Genomic DNA, 19,504 nt, shown 5'->3' on the forward strand with positions numbered 1-19,504 from the left:
TGGACGGACTGCGGCATACGCTTGCTACCTATGTACGAGGAAACCCCCGGCGGCAGCACGCCGCCGGGGGTGTGGCCTAGATCACATGCACGCCAAATGCCCTGTTTAGCGGCCAAACATCCGGCATTTGCGCAGGTCAGATCATTTCCCCTGGAATGGGGAATTGACCGTCGTGAAGTACCGGGCTACACCAGCATTGTCGCGACCCGTGGGAATGCCGACGGCGACGCATTGCGATCTCTCAAATTGACGGCATCAACTTCCGGCGAGGGTCACACCCAGGCGACCTCGGTAACCGCCGCCTCCGTACGGGTGGCCGCCACCCCCGGCCAGCTGGCCATAGTCGACTGAAGTGCGCACTATGGCCGAGTTTCGCGCGACAGAGGACTGAGCTGTGGCTCGGTCGAGGTGTGCTACAGGTCGCCGAGTTGAATGTTGTTGAATTACGGTCGATCTCGTGGTGCATCTTGACCTTGAACTTCAGGCTGAGGGCCTTGTGGGCGAAACCGATCGTCTGGCCGATGTTGTCCGTGATGTCGACTTGAGCGTCCCTGTCCCGACCTGTCCTGGTTGGTCGTTGTCGGATCTGATCGTCCATGTCGGTCGAGGGCATCGGTGGGCGGCAGCGATGATCGCCGATCGCGCTAGCGAGCGTCTGGCCTGGGATGCGGTTCCCGAAGGTTTCCTCCCCACCGATGTCGACGAGGCGAACGTCTGGTTGCGCGACAGTGCCCGGCTGGTACTGGAAGCGGTCGAGAAGACCGGCGGAGAGGTCCGGGTGTGGACACCGGTCGGCGGGTTGTTGCCGGCTCGTTGGTGGATACGGCGGCGTTTGCACGAGGCGACGGTCCATGGCGCCGATGCCGCGCTCGCGCTCGGGCGCGCTGTGAGCCTGTCGAGTGGCCTTGCGGCGGATGGCCTGTCGGAGTCGCTCGACATCCTTCAGGCCGCGCTGGCATTCCAGAACCGCGAGCAGCCACCGCTACCGGAGGGGGCAACGCTGCGCATCGACGCTGACGATGATGGCGCGCAGCAGTGTTGGGTGGTCCGCCCGCGCGGAAACAACATCGAATGGAGCGTCGGCGGCGAGCCTGCTGCGGCGACGGTTACCGTCCGCGGCACGTCGGCCTCGGTGTTCCTCGCCATGATGCGGCGCATTCCCGCCACCGACCCGCGCTTCGAGATCACGGGGGACCGCGAGATTTTCGATCGGTGGCTCGCAGCGACGGGCTTCTAGTCCAGCCGCGGCGCGTCACGAAACCTTGCGATCGAGATCTTGACCAGGTTAGGTCGTGTGTCCTAGCCTCCTGTCTAGGACATGCGACCTAACGCGGCGTCCCGTAAGGCACAGGAGGCGCACAATGCATGGACCGCGATCACGGGAAGCGGCCTGCGCGGTGGTGTTCGGTTGAGCGGCAAGACGACTCGTGAGCAGATCGTTGCCGCAGCGGACGAGTTGTTTTATCACCGGGGGTTCGAGCAGACCTCGTTCGCTTCGATTGCCGAGGTCGTGCAGCTGTCGCGCGGCAACTTCTATCACCACTTCAAAGCCAAAGACGACCTGCTCGACGCGGTTATCGCCACCCGCCTCACCGAGACCCGCGCCATGCTGGCCCAGTGGGAATCGCAGACACCCGACCCAGCCGGTCGCATTCGCAGGTTCATCGACATCCTGCTGGTCAATCGCGCCGATATCCAGCACTACGGGTGCCCGGTCGGCACGTTGACCAGCGAGCTGGCCAAACTCCACCACACCGCCCTCGACGCCGCCAGCGGGCTGTTCACCCTGTTCCGGGAATGGCTCGCCGAGCAGTTCACCCAGCTCGGGCATCGCGATGACGCCGACGAGCTGGCCATGCATGTGCTGGCCGCCAGCCAGGGTGTAGCCACCCTGGCCAACGCCTTCCATGACGAGCAGTTCCTTTGCCGGGAGGTGCAGCGCCTGCACGACTGGCTCGACACCCACCTCGACGACTCACGAAAATAGAAGCGAGACAACCATGTTCGTCGTTCTGTTGAAGTTCTCCACCCGCAAGTCCGACGCGGCCCAGCACATGGCCGCCCATCAGCAGTGGATCCAGCAAGGCTTCGACGACGAGGTGTTCCTGCTGGTCGGCAGCATCAAACCCGGTGTCGGCGGCGCGGTCCTGACCCACAACACCTCCCCGGAAGACCTCGAGCGGCGTGTCGCACAGGACCCGTTCGTCGCGGCCGACGTCGTGACGGCCGAGATCATCGAGATCGCGGCCGGACAAGCCGACGATCGCCTGAAATTCCTGCTCGACTGACCAACCTGCTCCGGACACCTCCGGCTGGGGAGTCCTATGCCTTGGCCCAGTTGTGGATTGCGACGACGAACTCCTCGGGCGCGTCGGATTCGACGTAGGTGCCGGCGCCTTCGACGATCACGGTCGTGTGGTTGGTGAAGGTCGCTTCCAATCGCTGGCGCTCCTGGGGGCGGAAGGCGATATCGGCGTCACCCCACACGATCAACGTCGGCAACTGCGCGACCTCGGGCAGGCGAGTTTCGATCTCGGCGAAGAAGTCTCGGCTGGCGAGTACCGCATGGGGCAGCACCGCACTGGCCTGACGCCGTGCGGGAGTGTCCAGCGCCTGGCGGTAGTGAGCCATTTCGGCCTCGGTCGGCTTGCGCCGACGGTGGCCGGTGGGGATGAACGCGTTGACCAGCAGGTTGAGCTGCCGCACCGCCAGCCGGCTCACCGGATTACCGAGGGCGCGTGAGAACGCTTCGAAGTGCAGGACTCCGTTGACCGGCCACGCCCACGTATTGGCCAGCACCAGCCGCTCGAAGAGCCCCGGCCGCCGCTGTGCGACCGCTAGGCCGATCAGACCACCCCAGTCCTGGCCGACCAACGTGACCTGGTCCAGGCCGAGGGCATCGACGAACCCGGCCACCACCTGCGCGTGCTCCTCGGGCAGGAAACGGTAACCACGCTTCGGTGTCGACAGCCCGAAGCCCGGGTAATCGACTGCGACACAGCGGAACTCGCCACGCAGCGCGCTGATCACATCGCGCCACAGGAACGACCAGGTCGGATTGCCGTGCAGGAACAGCAGTGTCGGACCCGATCCCTCGTCGACGTAATGCACGGTGTGCCCGTCGATTTCGACGAAACGGCTCTCGAACGGAAACAGAGTGTCGTCGACCCAGTCCGGTCGTGTGGTGCTGGTGGTCTCGGCCATGGTTGAACCCCCTACGCTCGACATCACGGTATGATTGATCTTCTCAAGCCAACTTGAGATTCTCAAGCAATTGAAGGAATTGATGCGTAGCTACGGCCAGTACTGCGGGCTCGCCCGGTCCCTCGAAGTCGTGGGCGATCGGTGGAACCTGCTCATCGTCCGCCAGTTGCTCCTCGCGCCGGCCCGCTACCGGGACCTGCTCGACGGCCTGCCCGGCATCGCCACCAATCTCCTCGCCGACCGGCTACGTGACCTGGAATCCTCCGGCGTGATCGAGCGGCGACTGGCCGGTGAGGGCAGCGTCGTCGAATACGCGCTCACCCCCTGGGGTGCGCAGTTGCGTGAGCCGATCGAGAGCCTGATCCGCTGGTCCACCCCGCTGATGATCCCCGGCCCCGGCGCCGATGCCTTCCGCCCTGAATGGCTCGCCCTCGCCGTGCCTGCCCTGCTCACCACCCGGGTCGAAGACCGGCCCACGGCGACGGTCGGCCTCGACATCGGTGGCTCGCCGTTCCAACTCCGTATCACGGCATCCGGATTCGAGATCGCCCCCCACGACGGCCGCGACCTCGACGCCACCGTCCGCGCCGACCCCGCCTACATCCTCGGGCTTGCCGCCGGTGCTCTCACCCTCAGTGACGCTCGCGCGCTCGGGGCTGTCGAGATCGACGGCGACGAGGCTCTCATTCGCGCGGTTTTCGCCGCCTGAGCGAGCCTCTTCACCGGAGGGTCCGAGCGGCAATCAATCTCGGCGATTGGCTTTCCGGCGGCGATAGTGCGCGGCCGCCGCCACGCGGTCGTTGCAGGTGTCACAGCAGTACTTGCGGGTGCCCGGACGGGTGCGGTCGACGAACACGCACACGCACGGGGTCGCGGCACACACCCCGAGCCGCCGAATACCATGCTGCACAAGGTGTTCGGCGAGGGCCGCGACCAGCCTGCCCGCCAACGCTGCGAGCCCGTGCGACACGCCACCCGCGTCCAGCCGGATGACGCCAGCGGGGTCCCGCGACAACTGCGGGACCACGGCGTGTTCACGCAGCAGTCCATTCACCAGATCCGTTGCCTCGGAGTCGGTATCGCAGCCGAACGCGGGCCGCAACTGCTCCCGCAGCTCCCGCAGTCGATCCAGATCGCCGTCGGCGAGCTCCTCGGCCAGGCTCGACTGACCTGCGCCGCGCAGGATGACCCGGAAATGGTTGACCGTCGTCAATCGATCGGGCGGATCGGCCAGCGCATAGACGGTGTTGACCAGATCCACGACCAGATCCAGATCGCTCACCATCCACCTCCTCGCCATTGACGACCAGCGGCACCGACCTTAGCATTCTCAGTACTTAAATAGTTTTAGTAACTGATATGGAGTTGTTGTGGACACGACTTCCCAATCCGCCGACACTTTGGCCCACGCCCTGCACGCCCAAGGCCCTCACCCCGATTACGTCGAGAAGCTCGCCGTGTTCGGGCAGTTTGTCGGCTCTTGGCGAGTGACCAATCGCCTCCGGGCCGCCGACGGCAGCTGGACGACCTATTCCGGGCGCTGGGACTTCGGCTGGACGCTGGGCGGACTGGCGATCCAGGACGTCCTTGACTGCCCCACCGCGCCGAATCGCTACCCCGGCACCACGATCCGCTGCTACGTCCCAACCACTGACAGCTGGAACGCGGTCTGGCTCGACCCACACTCCGGCCTGCACGTCACCCTGCAAGCAAGCTCTGTCGACACCGGCATCGTCCTCGAAGGCAGTACCCAACTCGGTACATCGGTCCGGTGGATCTTCTCGAACATCACCGACACCAGCTTCCACTGGCAGGGCTACCTCGCCCGCAACGCCACATCCTTCGAACTGGTCCAGGAAATGGCCGCTCATCGCCAGCACGATCGGTGAGTGCCTCAATTTGCGGCCGTGCTGTAAGAAGCCGTGTACAAGGCTGTTCGGGCCGGCCAGTCACCTTCCTCAGCAGGGGGTTCCGGTAGAAATCGAGGAAACAACAACGGCGGGATAGACTGTGACACTGATGGTTTCGGCGGACATCATGTTCGTTGAGCGGGCTGGGTAGCGGCAAGTTCAGTCGCTTGCAGCACTTCCGTGGCGGTGAGCTCGGCGAGCAGCGGAGACGGTGGAGTGCCCGCGGCGAGGTTGTGGCGACGACCGGACTGGTCAACACCGTCAGGCGGGAGGATTGACTGCCCGAGACCGGCTGGCATGAAGGACAATTCCGCACTACCTCCTGCCACTCCGCCCCAACGACGAAGACCCCGTCCGAATCACCGATCCGAACGGGGTCGTGTCCCCCGGGCGAACTCGCCGGGTCTCGATACGCTCCCTGCCGACACAACGAGCGCAGATAGCCATGCCACACCTGAAACGGCGACCGAACCCCGCGTGTCGCACAGGAATCACGTCGACCGAAATGGGCAGGTCAGCGGCCCACTAATGTAGCAAAACGGCAGGTCGGATCAATGCCCCTGGAAAGGGGAGTTGACCGTGGTGAAGTACTGGACCGCCGCGGCGATCGCCACCGGTGCGGTGACCAGGATCATCCCGCCGACCGCGCCGAGCGCGCCCATGGCCGCGGCACCGGCGAGGCAGCCGACGACCGCGCCGGGCAGGAAGAAGAACAGGCCGCCGATAATGCCGGTGGCCAGCGAGACACCGGAGCCGACGGCGATGCCGCCCAGCGCACAGCCGACCGCCGCGCCGCCGATGCCACCGACGAGGGTGCCGATGGTGGCGCCCATGGCGATGGTGTCCTTCATGCGGTTCCAGGCCGCCTGCTCACGGTCGTACGGGGTCTTCCAGGGCGCGGTGTCCTCGAAGGGCAGTGCGACCGGCTGGTATACCGCGTGCTGCAGATCGAATTGCGGTGTGAGCGTGACGGTCCGGTCCCGAACATCGGCCAGGATAGGGAAGACGAAATCGTCCACGCGGAAGTTCAATTCGGTTCCAGCAACCACTGTGCCATCGGGTGCCTTGATCTGGAAAACACCGTTGTCCACGGCCATGGAACCGATATCGGTGGAAATGGTCGCCGAGCGATCGGTCGCCGATGCGGTGTAGTGGATGGCACCCACGTCACCGGCTTCAGGCTGGGCATTAACCGTTCCTGCGGTAATTGCTGTGACGGCGGCCACCAAAGCGGTAACCGCAGCGAATCCCCTCTTGCGCACTTGATTTACCTCGATTGAGTAGGCCTGCGGAATCTGGACTTATCGCAGGTTCAGTTATTGACAAGCAAACTTTAAGTCGGTTCTCGAGAATCCGACAATGGACGAAAGTCCCAAAGTGACTCGTCACACACATTCCGAGTCGATTGCGCCGCAAGTTAATCCGCCGTTCACCCGTTGGGAACCGACCGGGCTGGATTTGACAACGCCGCTGTCGAGGCTCAACATTGGCCAGTCAGCACCTCGCTAGGCGAGGCTCCTGTACGAACACAGGCCACTGATCCGACGACGTCGAGAGACGCCCAGGGTTAGGACAGATCACCCCGGATTAAGGGGTGATCCGAAGTGGCTTCCCCGGGCCGCGAGCCCCCGGATACGTCGTACAGTGCCGAAGCTCTGACGAGAGGGGTGCGGGACTACGCCGTCGAGCGTGGTCCGGATTCCTCTCGCCGTGCGCGATGCGACACCACGATCCAGCGACGCCCACGTGCGTCCCGGCGGCAAGGAGGTGAGGGACGACCATGAGTTCCGGCGATAGTCCGTATCCGAGTACGGATTTCACAACCCTGACGTCCCCGGCTTGCCGCATTCCGGTCACCGGCTGACCCGTTCCCACACCGATCGCCTCCCCGACGTCCCCGCGACGCCGCTGAGGTGGGCCGACGTGTGCCTCGGGCAGACCGCTCGGTGCCCGAAATCGCTTGGCGGCCGGGTGTTCTCCGCATGTCGAAACACCTGATGATCGAAAGCGAGGGAAGGCCATGGCCTTTTTCGCGAACAGCTCCGGCCGCCGCACCTCCACCGTCGCCGCACCCGTCTCCGACACCAAGCCCACCGGCGCCGTCATGGACAGCGCGCACGTCGGCGACATCGTCGGCGCGCTCGGCTCCATCGGCCAGCACGACACCCTCGAGGGCCGCACCCGCTGGCAGCGATTCCGCATGCTGCTGGCCATCCTCGGCCCCGGCCTCATCGTCATGGTCGGCGACAATGACGCGGGTGGCGTGGCCACCTACGCGCAGGCCGGGCAGAACTACGGCATGGCGCTGGTCTGGACGCTGGTGCTGCTCATCCCGGTGCTGTATGTGAACCAGGAGATGGTGGTGCGCCTGGGCGCGGTCGCGGGAGTCGGCCACGCGCGCTTGATCTTCGATCGTTTCGGCAAGTTCTGGGGCGCGTTCAGCGTGGGCGATCTGTTCATCGTGAACGCGCTGACCATCGTCACCGAGTTCATCGGTGTCTCCATGGCGCTCAACTACTTCGGTCTGCCCAAGGCGATCTCGGTGCCGCTGGCCGCGGTGGCGCTGTTCGCCATGGTGGCGGGCGGATCGTTCCGGCGCTGGGAGCGGTTCCTGTTCGGGCTGATCGCGCTGAACATCGTCATGTTCCCGCTGGCATTCCTGGTGCACCCGCAGGTCTCCGCGATCGGCCACGGCTTCCTTCCGTCCTTCCCGGGCGGCCTGAACTCCACGCTGCTGCTGCTGATCGTGTCCATCGTCGGTACCACCGTCGCGCCCTGGCAGCTGTTCTTCCAGCAGTCCAACATCGTCGACAAGCGCATCACCCCGCGCTGGATCAAGTTCGAGCGCATCGATCTGTGGGTCGGCATCGTGGTGGTGATGATCGGCGCGATCGCCATCATGGCGGCGGCGGCCTTCGGGCTCGCGGGCACCGAGGCGGCCGGGAACTTCACCGACGCCGGGGCGGTGGCGCAGTCGCTGCACGATCACATGGGCACCACCGTCGGCGCGCTGTTCGCCATCCTGCTGCTGGACGCTTCGCTGATCGGCGCGAACGCGGTCGGCCTGGCCACCACCTACGCCCTCGGCGACACCCTCGGCAAGCGGCACTCGCTGCACTGGAAGATCACTGAAGCACCGGTCTTCTACATCGGCTACGCCGCCCTGCTCGCCCTCGCCGCCGCCGTGTCGTTCAGCCCCGACCACGTGCTGGGTCTGCTGACCCAGGGCGTCCAGGCGCTGGCGGGCGTGCTGCTGCCCTCCGCCACCGTCTTCCTGGTCCTGCTCTGCAACGACAAGGCGGTGCTGGGTCCGTGGGTCAACACGGTGCGCCAGAACATCGTCGCCGGAATCATCGTCTGGTCGCTGGTGCTGCTGTCCCTGGCGCTGACCGCCGCGGTCTTCTTCCCGGGCCTGTCGACCACCACCATCGAAATCGGTTTCGGTGTCGGCGCTCTCGTCGGCGTGCTCGGCGGTGTCGGCATGCTGATCGCCTGGCAGCGCGGCCGCCGTCGCAATGCCGAGCGCACCGCGAAGGAGCTCGGCAACCTCGACCCGGACCAGGTGGAGGAGCTGGAGTCCACCCCGCTGACCCGGGCCGAGCGCAAGGCCATCCTCGAGGCCGACCGCGACACCTGGCGCACGCCCGCGCTCGACACCCTGGAGCGGCCGCAGTTCTCCACGGCGCGGACGGTCGGCATGTTCGCCCTGCGCGGCTACCTGCTCATCGCCGTGATCCTGGTGGGCGTGAAGGTCTTTCAGTCCATCGGCGGCTGAGCTCAACAGCCGACCGGGATACCCGCCAGGTCGACTCGTCCATCACGCTCGATGGCGTCGCAGTTCATCGCGGCGCCATCGAGCGTGATGCCGTTCAGCGCCAACCTCGCGTCTGCGATCGGACCGTCGCTGTCGCTGGTGCGGATCAGCGATTCCCGGGCCGCCGCGACGGCGGTCCGCGCTATCGAACCGCGCAGCGTCGCGGTGTCACCGATATTCCTGATGTTGATGCCGTTCGCCGCGGACGCGCCCACGACCGTGTCGCGGATGTCGAAGGTCAGTGCGGCCGTGCTCGGCTCGGATCCGGCCGGGGTATACGCGATCAGCCCGATGCCATCGGCGCTGCAGTCACCGAGATCCGAGTTCGCGATGGTCAGGTCGGTGTGGGCGGCACGGCCGAAATTCGTTGTCACCACACAGGTTCCGAGGTTCGCCGGGACCACGGAGTTGAGCACGGCCCCCGGGAAGGTGGAGTGGTGGGCGTAGACATTGTCCAGGCTCAGCGACTGGTGCGCCCCGCCGCTGCTCAGGTTGTAGTTCTCGATGAGATCGCCGGTGACATTGTCGAAGACGCTGTTGGTCACCCGCACCCGGCTCTCGGGTGCGCCGCTGGTGGTCACGTACTCCAGGCCATTGGCGGAGAAATTGCCGTAGCCATTGTGGAATTGGTTGGCGTCCACCGAGATATCCAGATGCGCCTGCCCGAAGGGGTTGATGAAGACGCCTTCGCTGTCGGCCATCACATTGAGCAATGCGGTGGCGGGCGTGGCAATGTCGGTCTCGGAGTTGGCATTCAGGCGACCGGTCAGCCGCGCGGTGTCACCGGCCTGCACGCCGATCGTCAGCACCGACAGCTTGGCCAGGCCGAGATTGATTGCGCGCAGCGAGTTTCCGATCACGTCGGCATCGACCCGGCTGGTGCCGAGCGCGCGGATGTCGATGCCGTCGCCGCAGGCGGTGTCGTGCACCGAATTACCCTCGATGCGCACCGCACCCGCCGCGCCATGGAAGTCGGTCATGATGGCCGCCCAGCCATTGTTGAGGGTGATGAAGTCGGGCAGGGCCGGAATCGACGCGCCCAGCGGCAGGGTGGGCGGCAGGCCGAAGGGGCCGATCATGAAGCCGTCCGCGCACTGCTGATTCGTCCCGGTGACGTCATTGCCGCTGATCACCACGTCCGCGGCGTCGGAGCCGTAGATGCCGCCGCGCCGTGCACCGGTGATGACCAGATTGCGCACCTCGGCCCCCGCGGCCAGCCGCACGGCATCGCCGTCGTGGTTTCCGGTGGTGTTCGCGATCCGCGGCAGCGCAACGGTATCGGTCGCGCCGACGACCGCGGGGCCGTCGCCCAGCAGTTTCTGCCCGGGCTTGAGCGCGATCCCACCGTCCAGGGTCGCCATGGACGATTGCACGATGATGGTGTCGCCGTCGCGGGAAACCGATTCGACCCGGGCGAGGGAGTCGAAAGGCGCTTCGGCGCTACCGGTTCCGCCCGCGAGTGCCCCCGCACGGACGTACCACGTGCTCGAATCCGGTTCCGCCGCAGCGAGTCCGGCGGTGTGCGCGCCGAGAGTCAGGAGCGCGGCCAGGAGCGTCGCGGAACGGGTACGGGGCCGAAAGGTGTTCATGGTCGCTGACCATGCCAGGCCGGGCCGCCGGAACCATCCGGCAAAATCCCAGGATCCGGCCGAATCGTCTGGCCGGACGCACAATTCGCCTGGCCGGACGGGGAGTCGGGGCCGATCCCGTCAGAGATCGTCGAGGTCGGGAATGGGTGGCAGGACCGGTTCGGGCCACTCCTCCAGGGTTGCCACCTGCAGGTGGATGAAGGCTGCGATGCGGTGCCGGGCCGAGGACGGGAGTCGCTCGATATCGGCCGCGCTCAGGACGTGTGCGCCGAAGGAATGGGGCTGTGGCGCTTCGGGGTCAGGCGATTCTTGAACAACCTCTAGCTTTGGCCGCGAGGCAGTAGCCGGAATGTCAGGTTCATCCGGTTCTGCGGCTGCGGCGGCGGTTCGCACCATGCCGTGACCATAACCCTTTGATAACGCTCGCGGGAGGCGTTGGCGCACTTGTGTCTTCGCGCTGCGAATTCAGCGAAGCCATTGTATCGAAGATAGAAATGTGCTGGCAGGACTGGCCATTCGAGAAATACGGTGTGCCCGCGCCGGAAGATTATGGTGATGGGAGTCACTCTGTCAACAGTTCGGACAAAACTCTCAGATTGGGCTCAGCTCAGCAGGTCTCACAGCGGGCGGCGCGCAATGGCGAACAGGTCGCGCGCCGGACCGGTCGGCTTCTGCCCGGTCGGCCAGATCGCCCGCAGCTGCCGCTCCAGGTCCAGTCCGGTCACCGTGGGCGAGACCAGCACCCCCTCGGCCAGTTCGGTGGCCACCGCCAGTGAACTGAGCACCGCCGGGGCGACATCCTCGGCGACCGCGGTCTTGATGGCCGTGGTGGAGGACAGCTCCAACGCGACATTCGGCTCCCAGCCCGGAATGTCGCTGCTCATGGCCCGTTCGAAGGAGTTGCGGGTACCGGAGCCGGGCTCGCGATAGATGAGCGGCGTGCGCGCGAGTTCGGCCGCCGAGACCTCACCCCGCTTGGCCCAGAGGTGTCCGGGGGCCACCACCACGACCAGTCGATCCCGGCCCACCACATGGCTTTCCAGGCCGCCGGGCAGCCGCGGGCTCTCCACGAATCCGATACCGGCCCGCCCGTCGAGCACCGCCTTGGCGACCTCCGCCGAATTGCCCGATTCCAGGGAGATGGAGGTCTCCGGCATGCGGGCCCGCAGGCCGAGTAGCCACTTGGGGAACAGATATTCCGCGACGGTCTGGCTGGCCGCCACCCGCAGCCGCGAATCCCGCTGCGCGCGCAGGCTGTCGATCCCGACGTCCAGCCGCGCGGCCGCGTCCACCACATCCCGCGCCCACTCGGCGATCAACGCACCCGCCGCCGTGGGCCGCGACCCGAGGGTGGTCCGCTCCAATACCGGCACCCCCACCAGCTGCTCGAGATACCGAATCCGCGAACTGGCCGACGGCTGACTGATCCCGTGCGCCTTCGCAGCCCGCCCCAGACTCCCGAGTTCGATGACGGACAGCAGCAGATCCAGCGCGGCTAGATCCGGGACCCTCGGCGACAACGGCATAGAGCGAGTCTATGCCGCAGTGATGAGCGGTCCCGCGCCGGTCAGTCCGGCGCGTCAGGCAGGGATTCGTCGCGACCGTAGTGGATCCCGACCTAAAGGCACGCCGGGATGACGGGGCGTCCCCGCGCGGACCAGGATGACGACGGTTGTCCGCGCTACGCCCGGATAACGGCGAAGGTCGTGGGATTCAGCAGATCAGTGGTCGGCGGCTACGCGCTCAATGACGGCTCGCCAGGTGTCCAGGGGGTGGACGGTGAGGCCGATGATCTTGCCCGCGTCGTCGGCTCGGCGGAGGGCGATGGCCGCGGTGAAGTCGGGGTCTGCCTCGAACGCCGCGATCTCGGCCGGAGTCATGGGGCCGCCCTGGGCGATCAGGGTGCGCTGGGAGGAGGGGGAAAGCGCGGCCGCGTGGGCCGAATCGGTGGCGGCGAGGTAGCGCTTGGCCACGACGTGGAGTTCGACCAAGCGGGCCACGCGATTGCCGAGCAGGGTTCGCACCGCGTTGCCGCCGTGAACGCCGTGGCCCGCGTCGTCGCCCGGGACGAGGACGTGTCCGATGTCGTGGACGAGGCCCGCGACCTGGAGTTCCTCGTCGGAGGGAAAGTCGCGGCGCAGAATCTCGGCGCACTGGCGGTCGTGGTCGAGGATGTCGACCGGGTCGCCGCTGCGGTCGGGCATGTCCCAGGCGTCTTCGCAGTTGGCCAGCAGGGACATGAGGTCGTCGACGGTGGACACGGGCTCGATGACTGGGTTCACCGGGCGAACCCTAGGGTGTTGCTCCAAGGCCCGCCACCGCACGGCGGGAAACTTTCAGCGAACGTACCGACCGACCGGTACAAGTGAGGTCGCACTATCGTCGCATCTGAAATGGCCGAAATTCTCTGTCTGGGCCGGAGCGGCGAACCTACGCTGCGGACATGGCAGGCAAGGCTCCCGCGACGCTGGAAGCGGCTGCGGCGGGGAAGATTCCGACCGAATTTCGCTATTGGGATCGGATCGAGGATCCGCGCGTGCAGTGGGCGCGGCGGGTGTGGCGCGGGGTGTTCCGGTTCGATCCGCAACCCGACGAAGACCTGGTCCGCGCCTTCGCGACGGCCTACTACCAGGCGGATCCGGTGGCCGAGGCGTTCGTCGACGAGGTGTATCTCGGCGAGATCGGCCCCAAGTCCGGGCGGGCCATGCTCGATCGGGCGCTGGCACACGGGGTGGACAGCGTGGTCGACGCGCCGCCATCGCTGCGGCGGTTGTTCGAGGAGTTCGAGACCGCGCCGCCGTGGCTGGATTCGGAACTGGTCGAGCGGGGGGCGAAGGTGTTCCGGCGTTGGGGCACTTCGGTTTTCAGCTTCGCAACCACGAGCACCCTGGAAATGTACTCGGAGAGCTCGATCACCAAACCACTGTCCTACGCGGGCGGGTATGCCGGAGACAAGGCGCACAAGCGGCAACTGGAGACGGTCCGGTTCTGGATCGACGTCTCCGAGCCCGGCGGATTGGACGCGGGTGCGCGCGGCCGTCAGACCGCCATGCGCGTGCGGATCATGCACGTGTTCATCCGGCGCAAGCTCATGCAGCGCCCGGAGTGGGACTACGACGCCTGGGGTGTGCCGATCAGCGTCGGGGACGCCACGCTCACGCTCATGGGCGGCAGTGTCGTCCCGGGGCTGGCGCTGTGGAGTCTCGGGCATCAGACCACCATCGCGGAAATCGAAGCGACGCTGCACTTCTGGCGCTACGTCGGACATCTGCTCGGCGTACAGCCGGACTGGTATCCCGAAGATTTCGAGAGCGCCGTGCGACTGATGTTCGCGGCCTTCGTCAAACGCGCCCACACGGCGGGCGCGGACGGCGAGGAACTGGTCGAGTCGTATCTGCCCGCCTTCGCGCCGAAGCCGGATACGCCGTGGGCCAAGCGGATTCGCGACGAGATCAACTACCGGATACAGATCGGCTACACCGGCTTCTGGCTGCCGCCCGCCACGTACGCCCGTCATCGCATGCCGCGCCGCTTCCCGTGGGTGCTGCATCCGCTCATCCAGGCACCGGTGGTCTTCGGCGCGGAAACCCTGCGCCGCACCTTGCCCGGTCTGGACGCGGTGGCCGATCGGGTACAGCGCCACCGACGCGAACGCTGGTACCGCAATGAGGTCGGCGACCGGGACGCCGAGTTCACCCCGGTCGAGGAGTTCCGGCGCTGAACACCGGTTCCCGGTGAGCCTCAGTTCTTTTCGATCCGGCTCTGGGGTGGCGTCACCGTCGCGTGCGCGCGCAGATACGCCTCGAACGCGTCGAGGTCGATCGGCCCGACCTTGGTGTCGGTGCCCTGTTTGAACACGGTGAAGCCATCACCGCCCGCGGCCAGGAAGTTATTGGTCGACACCCGATAGGACGCGGCCGGATTCAGCGGCTGCCCGCCCACCCGGACACTGTCCTCGATGACCTTGTGTCCCTTGGGCGCGGCCTCGGAATAGCGGTAGGTGATGCCCGCGATCGACAGCACGGCGGGCTTGCTCACGTTATCCCATTGCTGCTCCAGCAGATTCAGGATCTGCTGGCCGGTCAGCGCCAACGCCACCACCTGATTGCCGAACGGCTGCACCGTGTACGCCTGCTCATAGGTGATATTGCCGCCGCCAAGTCCCGCGCGCACGCCGCCGGGGTTCATGAATGCCGCCACGGCTTGCACATTGGTCATGGCGTCGAGCATGGCGTCGGCGATGACATCGCCGAGCGGGGAGTCACCGGCCGGGGCCGGTTCGGCGGGCAGCGGGGCGGTGGAGTTGCCGATCACCCGCTCGGCGAGCGGTTTCGATTGTCCGGCAAAGAAATCCACGAGCTGGGCGGCCGCGGGCGCGGGGGTGATGTCGCGGGTGACGACCCGGTTGACGGCCTTGGCGTCCACCTTGCCGTCGTGAAAGCGCAGCGTCACATCGGTGATGAGGCGGCCGAAGGAGGCCGCCTGGGTGACGACCTTGCCGTCGAGGGTGCAGTTGTAGGCCTGATGGCTGTGCGCGGTGAACAGGACCGACACCGCGCCATCGACGTTGTGCGCCAACGCTTTCACGTCCGGTGAGATGTTCGCGCACCCGTTGTAGTCGATCTGTCCCCGGGCCTGTTGCGCGCCGCCGTCGTGCAGCAGCGCCACCACGGTCTCCGCGCCCGCCGCCTTGATCTCGGGCACGTATTTGTTGATGGCGTCGGCCTCGTCGCCGAAGTGATAGCCCGCGATGCCCTCCGGCAGGACGATGTGCTCGGTATCGGTGGTGACCGTGCCGATCACGCCGATCTTGTGGCCGCTGATCGTGAGCATGGTCCACGGCTTCAACCCGGGCGGCAGCTGGCCATTGCCGTCGGTGACATTGGCGGCCAGGTACGGGAACTTCGCGCCGGTGAACGGCTCACCCGGCGCGCACCCGTCGGCCGCGCAGCCGCCCTGCTGCAATCGCCGCAATTCGCCGACGCCGTGGTCGAATTCGTGATTGCCGACCGAGGAGGCGGCGACGTCGACCGAATTCATGAAGTCGATGGTCGGCTCGTCGTGGAACAGCGAGGAGATGAGCGGGCTGGCACCCACATTGTCCCCGGCCGCCAGGATCGCGCTGTCGGGGTACGCGGCCTTCAACCGGTCCAGATGCGCGGCCAGGTACGCCGCGCCGCCCGCCGTGTACGTGCCCACCTTGCCATTGGATCCGTCCGGCGGTTGCAGATTCCCGTGCAGATCGTTGATGCCGAACAGGTGCACCTCCCCCGCCTGCGCCGCGGGCAGGTCACCGGTCGAGATCAGCGGCACGCCGCTCGGTCCGGCGGGTTTCCCGCTGTCCCCACCGCCCCCGCACCCCGCCACCAGGCCGAGGCTCATCACCGCCGCACACAGTCCCAGAACCCGCCGCCGACCGTTCATAGTCCTCGACTGTGGCAGACCTCGACGACACTCGCCCGACGACCAGATGAATTCGCCGTCACCCGGCCCGGCTCACCCAGGCCACGATCTGAGCGCGGTTGGTGAAGCCGAGCTTGGTGAGTATGTGCTGCACATGGTTCTGCGCCGTGCGTTCGGACAGCACCAGCGCCGCGGCGATCTCCCGATTGCTCATGCCCTTGGCCACCAGTTCGGCGACCTCCCGTTCTCGTGGCGACAGCACCGCCCGCGCCGACGCCTCGGCGACGAGCCGCTCCAGGCGCGGGATCCACGGCCGCATGTGCAGCGAAACCGCCGCCGCGAGCGCGGTTTTCGCCAAGGGCAGCGCGGCTTCGGCGGCACCGCGCCGCAGCAGCGCGGCGGCCAGCTCGTATTGGGCCTCGGCGACATAGCCGTGGGCTCCCGCGATCCGGGCGGCGTCCAGGGCCGCGCGGAGGTCGTCCTCGGCGGCCTCCGAATCCCCCAGGGCGACAGCGAATTTCCCGAGCCACAGCCGGACCGGGCCGAGATAGTGACCATTGCCGCCGAGCCCGACGACATGCATGTCCCGGTAGGGCTCCAGCTGCTCGGCGAACCAGGCGAGATCCTCGGACGCGCCGAGCCCCATGGCGACCGCGCCGCCCACCGTGAGGGCATTGAGCCGGAAGTACGGCGGGATGACCCAGGTCGACGGCGGCCCCAGACCGCGATAGAGCGCCTCCGCCTCGGCGCGCCGATCGGATTCGATCAGCGGGAAGGCGGTGCCCAGGGCCGCGAACAACAGATTGCGGACCTCACCGCGCTGCTGCGCAGGCGGCGGTTCGAGGGCCTGCGGCACGTGCCCGCGATGGTGTCCAGCGCTGGCCAGCTGGGCCCGGTAGGTGCCGAAACCGGCCGGGTGACCGAGGGATTCGGCGAGTTCGCGGGCCTGTTCGCCAATGCGCACCGCCTCATCGCAGTCACCGCGCCCCATGGCCAGGGCCGCCTCGACGACCAGCAGGTGCCACCCGGCGATGGGTCCGCCGGTGTGCTCGACGCACCAGCGCAGCCTGGACAGCTCCGCGGCGATATCGGCGAGCCGGGCCTGCTCCCAGTAGCTGTCGATCGCCCACAGCCGTCCCCACATCTCGGTGGACGGGCGGCGGGTCTCGACGCCGAGGGCGATCATCCGCTCCGCGAGCCGGGCGCGCTCCTCCCCCTGTTCCGGCGCGGTGGCCACCAGTTGCCGCGCCCGCAGTGCCGCCACCTGCGCCTCGGTGTCACCGGATGCGGCCGCCAATGCCAATGCGCGCGTACTGGTTTGCTCCACGTCGTCCCACTGGCCCAGATAGACGGCCGCCTCGGTCGCGCGCGCCAGGAGACGAGCCCGCAGCGACTCCGGCAATCCCGCGCCCGCGGGCGCCCGGCCGCCGGGATCTACCGCGCGGCTGAAGTCCGCGCCATCCGCGTGGTCCACGCCGTCGCCGAATTCACCGCCCCCTCCGGCGAAACCCCCGGCATCGGCCGACGCGAACTCGGCTCCGACCGCCAGCGCCTCGGTGCACCACTCATGAATATTCCTGTCCCACAGTCGGTCTCCGACAGGTTCGAGAATCAGGGCACATTCGGCCAGCAGGACCGCGTCCCGGGCCCGACGGGCCAGCGTGCCCGCGGCGGCGCAGTCGGCACGAGCGGCTTCGAGGGCTCCCGCACGGAGGTGCGCGGTGGCCCTGGCCAGCAAGAGCCCGGCGCGTTCGGAGGGGGCGAGACCCGCGGCGTGGTCCAGCGCCAGGCCATAGAGCCGGGCGGCTTCCTCGAAGGCCAAGGCGCGCAGGGCATTGTCGCCCGCGCGCCGGGCCCAGCGGACCGCAGGCGCGCGGTCTCCGGCAAGGGCGGATTCCGCGTAGTGGCGAGCCAGCGCGGCGGCGTGCTCGTCGAGGGCCTCGGGGTAGAGGTCCTCGATGGCGTGCGCGGCCCGGGCGTGCAGCAGCACGCGCTGCTGTAGCGGTAAACCGTCCTGCAGCGCCGCACGGACCAGGGCGTGCGTGAATCGCACCATGCCGCCGGGTGATTCGATGACCAGCAATCCGGATTCGACGGCGGCATCCAGGGCGTGGAGGCAGTCCATGACAGGTCGGGAGATGAGGCGGGCCGCCACCGCGACGGAGAAGTCCTCGCCGAGAATGGCGGCGGCGCGCAACAGTTCCTGCGATCGTGCGGGCAGGGTCGCCAGGCGGCCGCGCACCACCTCGCGAACGGTGGCCGGAAGTCGCAGCTCACCGCCGACCGCCTCGCGCGTACCCTCGCCGGTACCGCGCGTCCGGCCATCGGCCGCGCCTCGCCATCCTCGGCCGAGTTCGCGCAGATAGAACGGGTTTCCGCCGCTCAGGGCGTAGGCCTCGGCGGCAATGTGGTCGGGCACGGGTTGTTCGGCGGCGGCACTCAAGCAGGCGGCGGCACTCGTCGGCGACAGGCCGGTCAGCTCGAGGACGTGGGTCGCCGGTTCCCGCAACAGGGCCGCAGCGATGGCGCGCCAGCCGTCCGAGGCGTCGGCGGCGGTATCGCGGGCGGTGGCGCACACCATGATTCGCCGATCCCGCCAGCCGCGCACAATGTGCCGCAGCGCCAGCAGCGACGGCTCGTCGGCCCAGTGGATGTCGTCGATGACCAGCAGCACCGCCGTGCCGTCACCGATGAGTCGGGCGGCGAAACCGTCGAAGAGCAGCGGCCGCTCGGCCTCGGGATCGGGGATCTCGGGGCCGAGCGAGCCGAAGGCCTGCCGCCACAACCAGAACGGCGGCGTATCCCGGGCTTCCAGCGCCCGCGCGTGCAGTGTGCGGCCACCCCGCGTGCGGACCCATGCGGTGAATTCGTCGGCCAGGCGGGTCTTGCCGATGCCCGCCTCACCGGAGCAGACGACCAGGCACGGCGCTCCCCGCTCCGCCGCCTCCCAACGGCGTCGCAGGTCCGCGAGCTCACGGTCGCGCCCGACGAAATCCATCGACACGGATACCTCCGGACCGCACGCTACCCGCAGGCCGCGGCACCCGCCCGGGATACCCGGTCGGTCAGCCCAGGTTGGTGACCTCGCCCTCGAAGGCCTCGATCGTGGCGTCGGGTCCGGGCTTGATGCCGAGGCGCTCGAAGACCGGGAACAGGCGCTCGGCGGCGAACTTGTCGCCCGCGGCGGCGGAATCCCAGACGTCGACGATGTGCAGCACACCGTCGAGCTCGCCGACAATGTGCAACCGGTTGCCCTCGATCGGCTCCGGACCCAATCCCTCGCGGACCTTCCGGTATTCCTTCAGGCCCACGCCGGGCGTGTGAGTGATGTGGATGTAGGACATGATTTCCCTCCTTCGACCACCCGCGGCGGGGTGATGCCGGAAGCGTACGAAGACGCCCGGGCTCCGGACCTCCGCCGAAATACTCATCGCCGATACTCAACCCACCGGAGGCGGTGTGAACCCGAATACCAACGATTTCGCACTATTTTCGCTGCCAACCATTCCCGCAGGTCAGCGCGCCGCCAAGAAAATACCCACGGCCGTGATGTGTTTTGGATCCGCTATCCGCGAAATTCCGCG

The 19,504-nt window shown here is 67.3% G+C and carries 18 protein-coding genes and 1 riboswitch; of the genes, 8 read left to right on the forward strand and 10 right to left on the reverse strand.

The window, feature by feature from the left end:
- Positions 1 to 30: 30 nt before the first annotated feature.
- From VMT40_RS13050 to VMT40_RS13065, 4 genes are all read left to right on the forward strand, one after another.
- Positions 31 to 351 (forward strand): hypothetical protein, encoded by a 321-nt coding sequence (locus VMT40_RS13050; RefSeq protein ID WP_326358238.1) that lies wholly within the window; start codon positions 31 to 33, stop codon positions 349 to 351.
- A gap of 106 nt (positions 352 to 457) precedes the next feature.
- Positions 458 to 1,237 (forward strand): maleylpyruvate isomerase family mycothiol-dependent enzyme, encoded by a 780-nt coding sequence (locus tag VMT40_RS13055; protein ID WP_326358239.1) that lies wholly within the window; start codon positions 458 to 460, stop codon positions 1,235 to 1,237.
- Between the two features lie 81 nt (positions 1,238 to 1,318).
- Positions 1,319 to 1,987, forward strand: a complete 669-nt coding sequence (locus VMT40_RS13060; protein ID WP_326358240.1) for a TetR/AcrR family transcriptional regulator — start codon at positions 1,319 to 1,321, stop codon at positions 1,985 to 1,987.
- A 13-nt stretch (positions 1,988 to 2,000) separates the two neighbouring features.
- Positions 2,001 to 2,288 (forward strand): YciI family protein, encoded by a 288-nt coding sequence (locus tag VMT40_RS13065; protein ID WP_326358241.1) that lies wholly within the window; start codon positions 2,001 to 2,003, stop codon positions 2,286 to 2,288.
- Between the two features lie 34 nt (positions 2,289 to 2,322).
- Here the strand turns inward: VMT40_RS13065 and VMT40_RS13070 are convergent, their stop codons facing one another.
- Positions 2,323 to 3,228, reverse strand: coding sequence for an alpha/beta fold hydrolase (locus VMT40_RS13070; protein ID WP_326358242.1), 906 nt, complete (start codon positions 3,226 to 3,228; stop codon positions 2,323 to 2,325).
- A gap of 58 nt (positions 3,229 to 3,286) precedes the next feature.
- On the opposite strand from VMT40_RS13070, the gene VMT40_RS13075 reads away from it, so the two are divergent.
- The gene (locus VMT40_RS13075) at positions 3,287 to 3,913 is read left to right on the forward strand and encodes a winged helix-turn-helix transcriptional regulator (protein WP_326358243.1); all 627 of its coding nucleotides are present in this window, start codon (positions 3,287 to 3,289) and stop codon (positions 3,911 to 3,913) included.
- A 33-nt stretch (positions 3,914 to 3,946) separates the two neighbouring features.
- Here VMT40_RS13075 and VMT40_RS13080 read toward each other — a convergent pair whose 3' ends face one another.
- On the reverse strand, positions 3,947 to 4,486 hold the full coding sequence (locus VMT40_RS13080) for a CGNR zinc finger domain-containing protein (RefSeq protein WP_326358244.1): 540 nt from the start codon (positions 4,484 to 4,486) through the stop codon (positions 3,947 to 3,949).
- Positions 4,487 to 4,574: 88 nt separating this feature from the next.
- Here VMT40_RS13080 and VMT40_RS13085 point away from each other — a divergent pair, with 88 nt between their 5' ends.
- Entirely contained in the window at positions 4,575 to 5,093 is a 519-nt protein-coding gene (locus tag VMT40_RS13085; RefSeq protein ID WP_326358245.1) for a hypothetical protein, read from the forward strand.
- Between the two features lie 572 nt (positions 5,094 to 5,665).
- Here VMT40_RS13085 and VMT40_RS13090 read toward each other — a convergent pair.
- Entirely contained in the window at positions 5,666 to 6,376 is a 711-nt protein-coding gene (locus VMT40_RS13090; RefSeq protein ID WP_326358246.1) for a hypothetical protein, read from the reverse strand.
- A gap of 232 nt (positions 6,377 to 6,608) precedes the next feature.
- Positions 6,609 to 6,788: riboswitch (M-box (ykoK) riboswitch) on the forward strand.
- A gap of 346 nt (positions 6,789 to 7,134) precedes the next feature.
- Between VMT40_RS13090 and VMT40_RS13095 the strand changes: the two genes are divergently transcribed.
- Complete coding sequence (locus tag VMT40_RS13095; RefSeq protein WP_442789958.1) at positions 7,135 to 8,889, forward strand: NRAMP family divalent metal transporter; 1,755 nt, start codon at positions 7,135 to 7,137, stop codon at positions 8,887 to 8,889.
- 2 nt (positions 8,890 to 8,891) lie between these two features.
- Here VMT40_RS13095 and VMT40_RS13100 read toward each other — a convergent pair whose 3' ends face one another.
- The 4 genes from VMT40_RS13100 to VMT40_RS13115 all read right to left on the reverse strand — a co-directional run bounded on the left by VMT40_RS13100 (position 8,892) and on the right by VMT40_RS13115 (position 12,799).
- Positions 8,892 to 10,517 carry a hypothetical protein gene (locus tag VMT40_RS13100; protein ID WP_326358247.1) on the reverse strand — a complete coding sequence of 542 codons (1,626 nt, stop codon included), beginning with the start codon at positions 10,515 to 10,517 and terminating at the stop codon, positions 8,892 to 8,894.
- Between the two features lie 120 nt (positions 10,518 to 10,637).
- Positions 10,638 to 10,913, reverse strand: a complete 276-nt coding sequence (locus VMT40_RS13105; RefSeq protein ID WP_326311655.1) for a hypothetical protein — start codon at positions 10,911 to 10,913, stop codon at positions 10,638 to 10,640.
- Positions 10,914 to 11,134: 221 nt separating this feature from the next.
- On the reverse strand, positions 11,135 to 12,043 hold the full coding sequence (locus tag VMT40_RS13110) for a LysR family transcriptional regulator (RefSeq protein WP_326358248.1): 909 nt from the start codon (positions 12,041 to 12,043) through the stop codon (positions 11,135 to 11,137).
- 195 nt (positions 12,044 to 12,238) lie between these two features.
- Positions 12,239 to 12,799, reverse strand: coding sequence for an HD domain-containing protein (locus VMT40_RS13115; protein ID WP_326358249.1), 561 nt, complete (start codon positions 12,797 to 12,799; stop codon positions 12,239 to 12,241).
- Positions 12,800 to 12,960: 161 nt separating this feature from the next.
- Between VMT40_RS13115 and VMT40_RS13120 the strand changes: the two genes are divergently transcribed.
- Positions 12,961 to 14,238: an oxygenase MpaB family protein gene (locus tag VMT40_RS13120; RefSeq protein WP_326358250.1), complete on the forward strand. Its 1,278-nt coding sequence runs from the start codon at positions 12,961 to 12,963 to the stop codon at positions 14,236 to 14,238.
- 20 nt (positions 14,239 to 14,258) lie between these two features.
- Here VMT40_RS13120 and VMT40_RS13125 read toward each other — a convergent pair whose 3' ends face one another.
- The 3 genes from VMT40_RS13125 to VMT40_RS13135 form a co-directional block, all read right to left on the reverse strand.
- Positions 14,259 to 15,941 carry a bifunctional metallophosphatase/5'-nucleotidase gene (locus tag VMT40_RS13125; RefSeq protein WP_326358251.1) on the reverse strand — a complete coding sequence of 561 codons (1,683 nt, stop codon included), beginning with the start codon at positions 15,939 to 15,941 and terminating at the stop codon, positions 14,259 to 14,261.
- A 58-nt stretch (positions 15,942 to 15,999) separates the two neighbouring features.
- Positions 16,000 to 18,918: a helix-turn-helix transcriptional regulator gene (locus VMT40_RS13130; protein WP_326358252.1), complete on the reverse strand. Its 2,919-nt coding sequence runs from the start codon at positions 18,916 to 18,918 to the stop codon at positions 16,000 to 16,002.
- Positions 18,919 to 18,985: 67 nt separating this feature from the next.
- Positions 18,986 to 19,264: a hypothetical protein gene (locus VMT40_RS13135; RefSeq protein WP_326358253.1), complete on the reverse strand. Its 279-nt coding sequence runs from the start codon at positions 19,262 to 19,264 to the stop codon at positions 18,986 to 18,988.
- Positions 19,265 to 19,504 lie beyond the last annotated feature (240 nt).

Source organism: Nocardia sp. CDC160, from assembly GCF_035818795.1.
Classification (GTDB): domain Bacteria; phylum Actinomycetota; class Actinomycetes; order Mycobacteriales; family Mycobacteriaceae; genus Nocardia.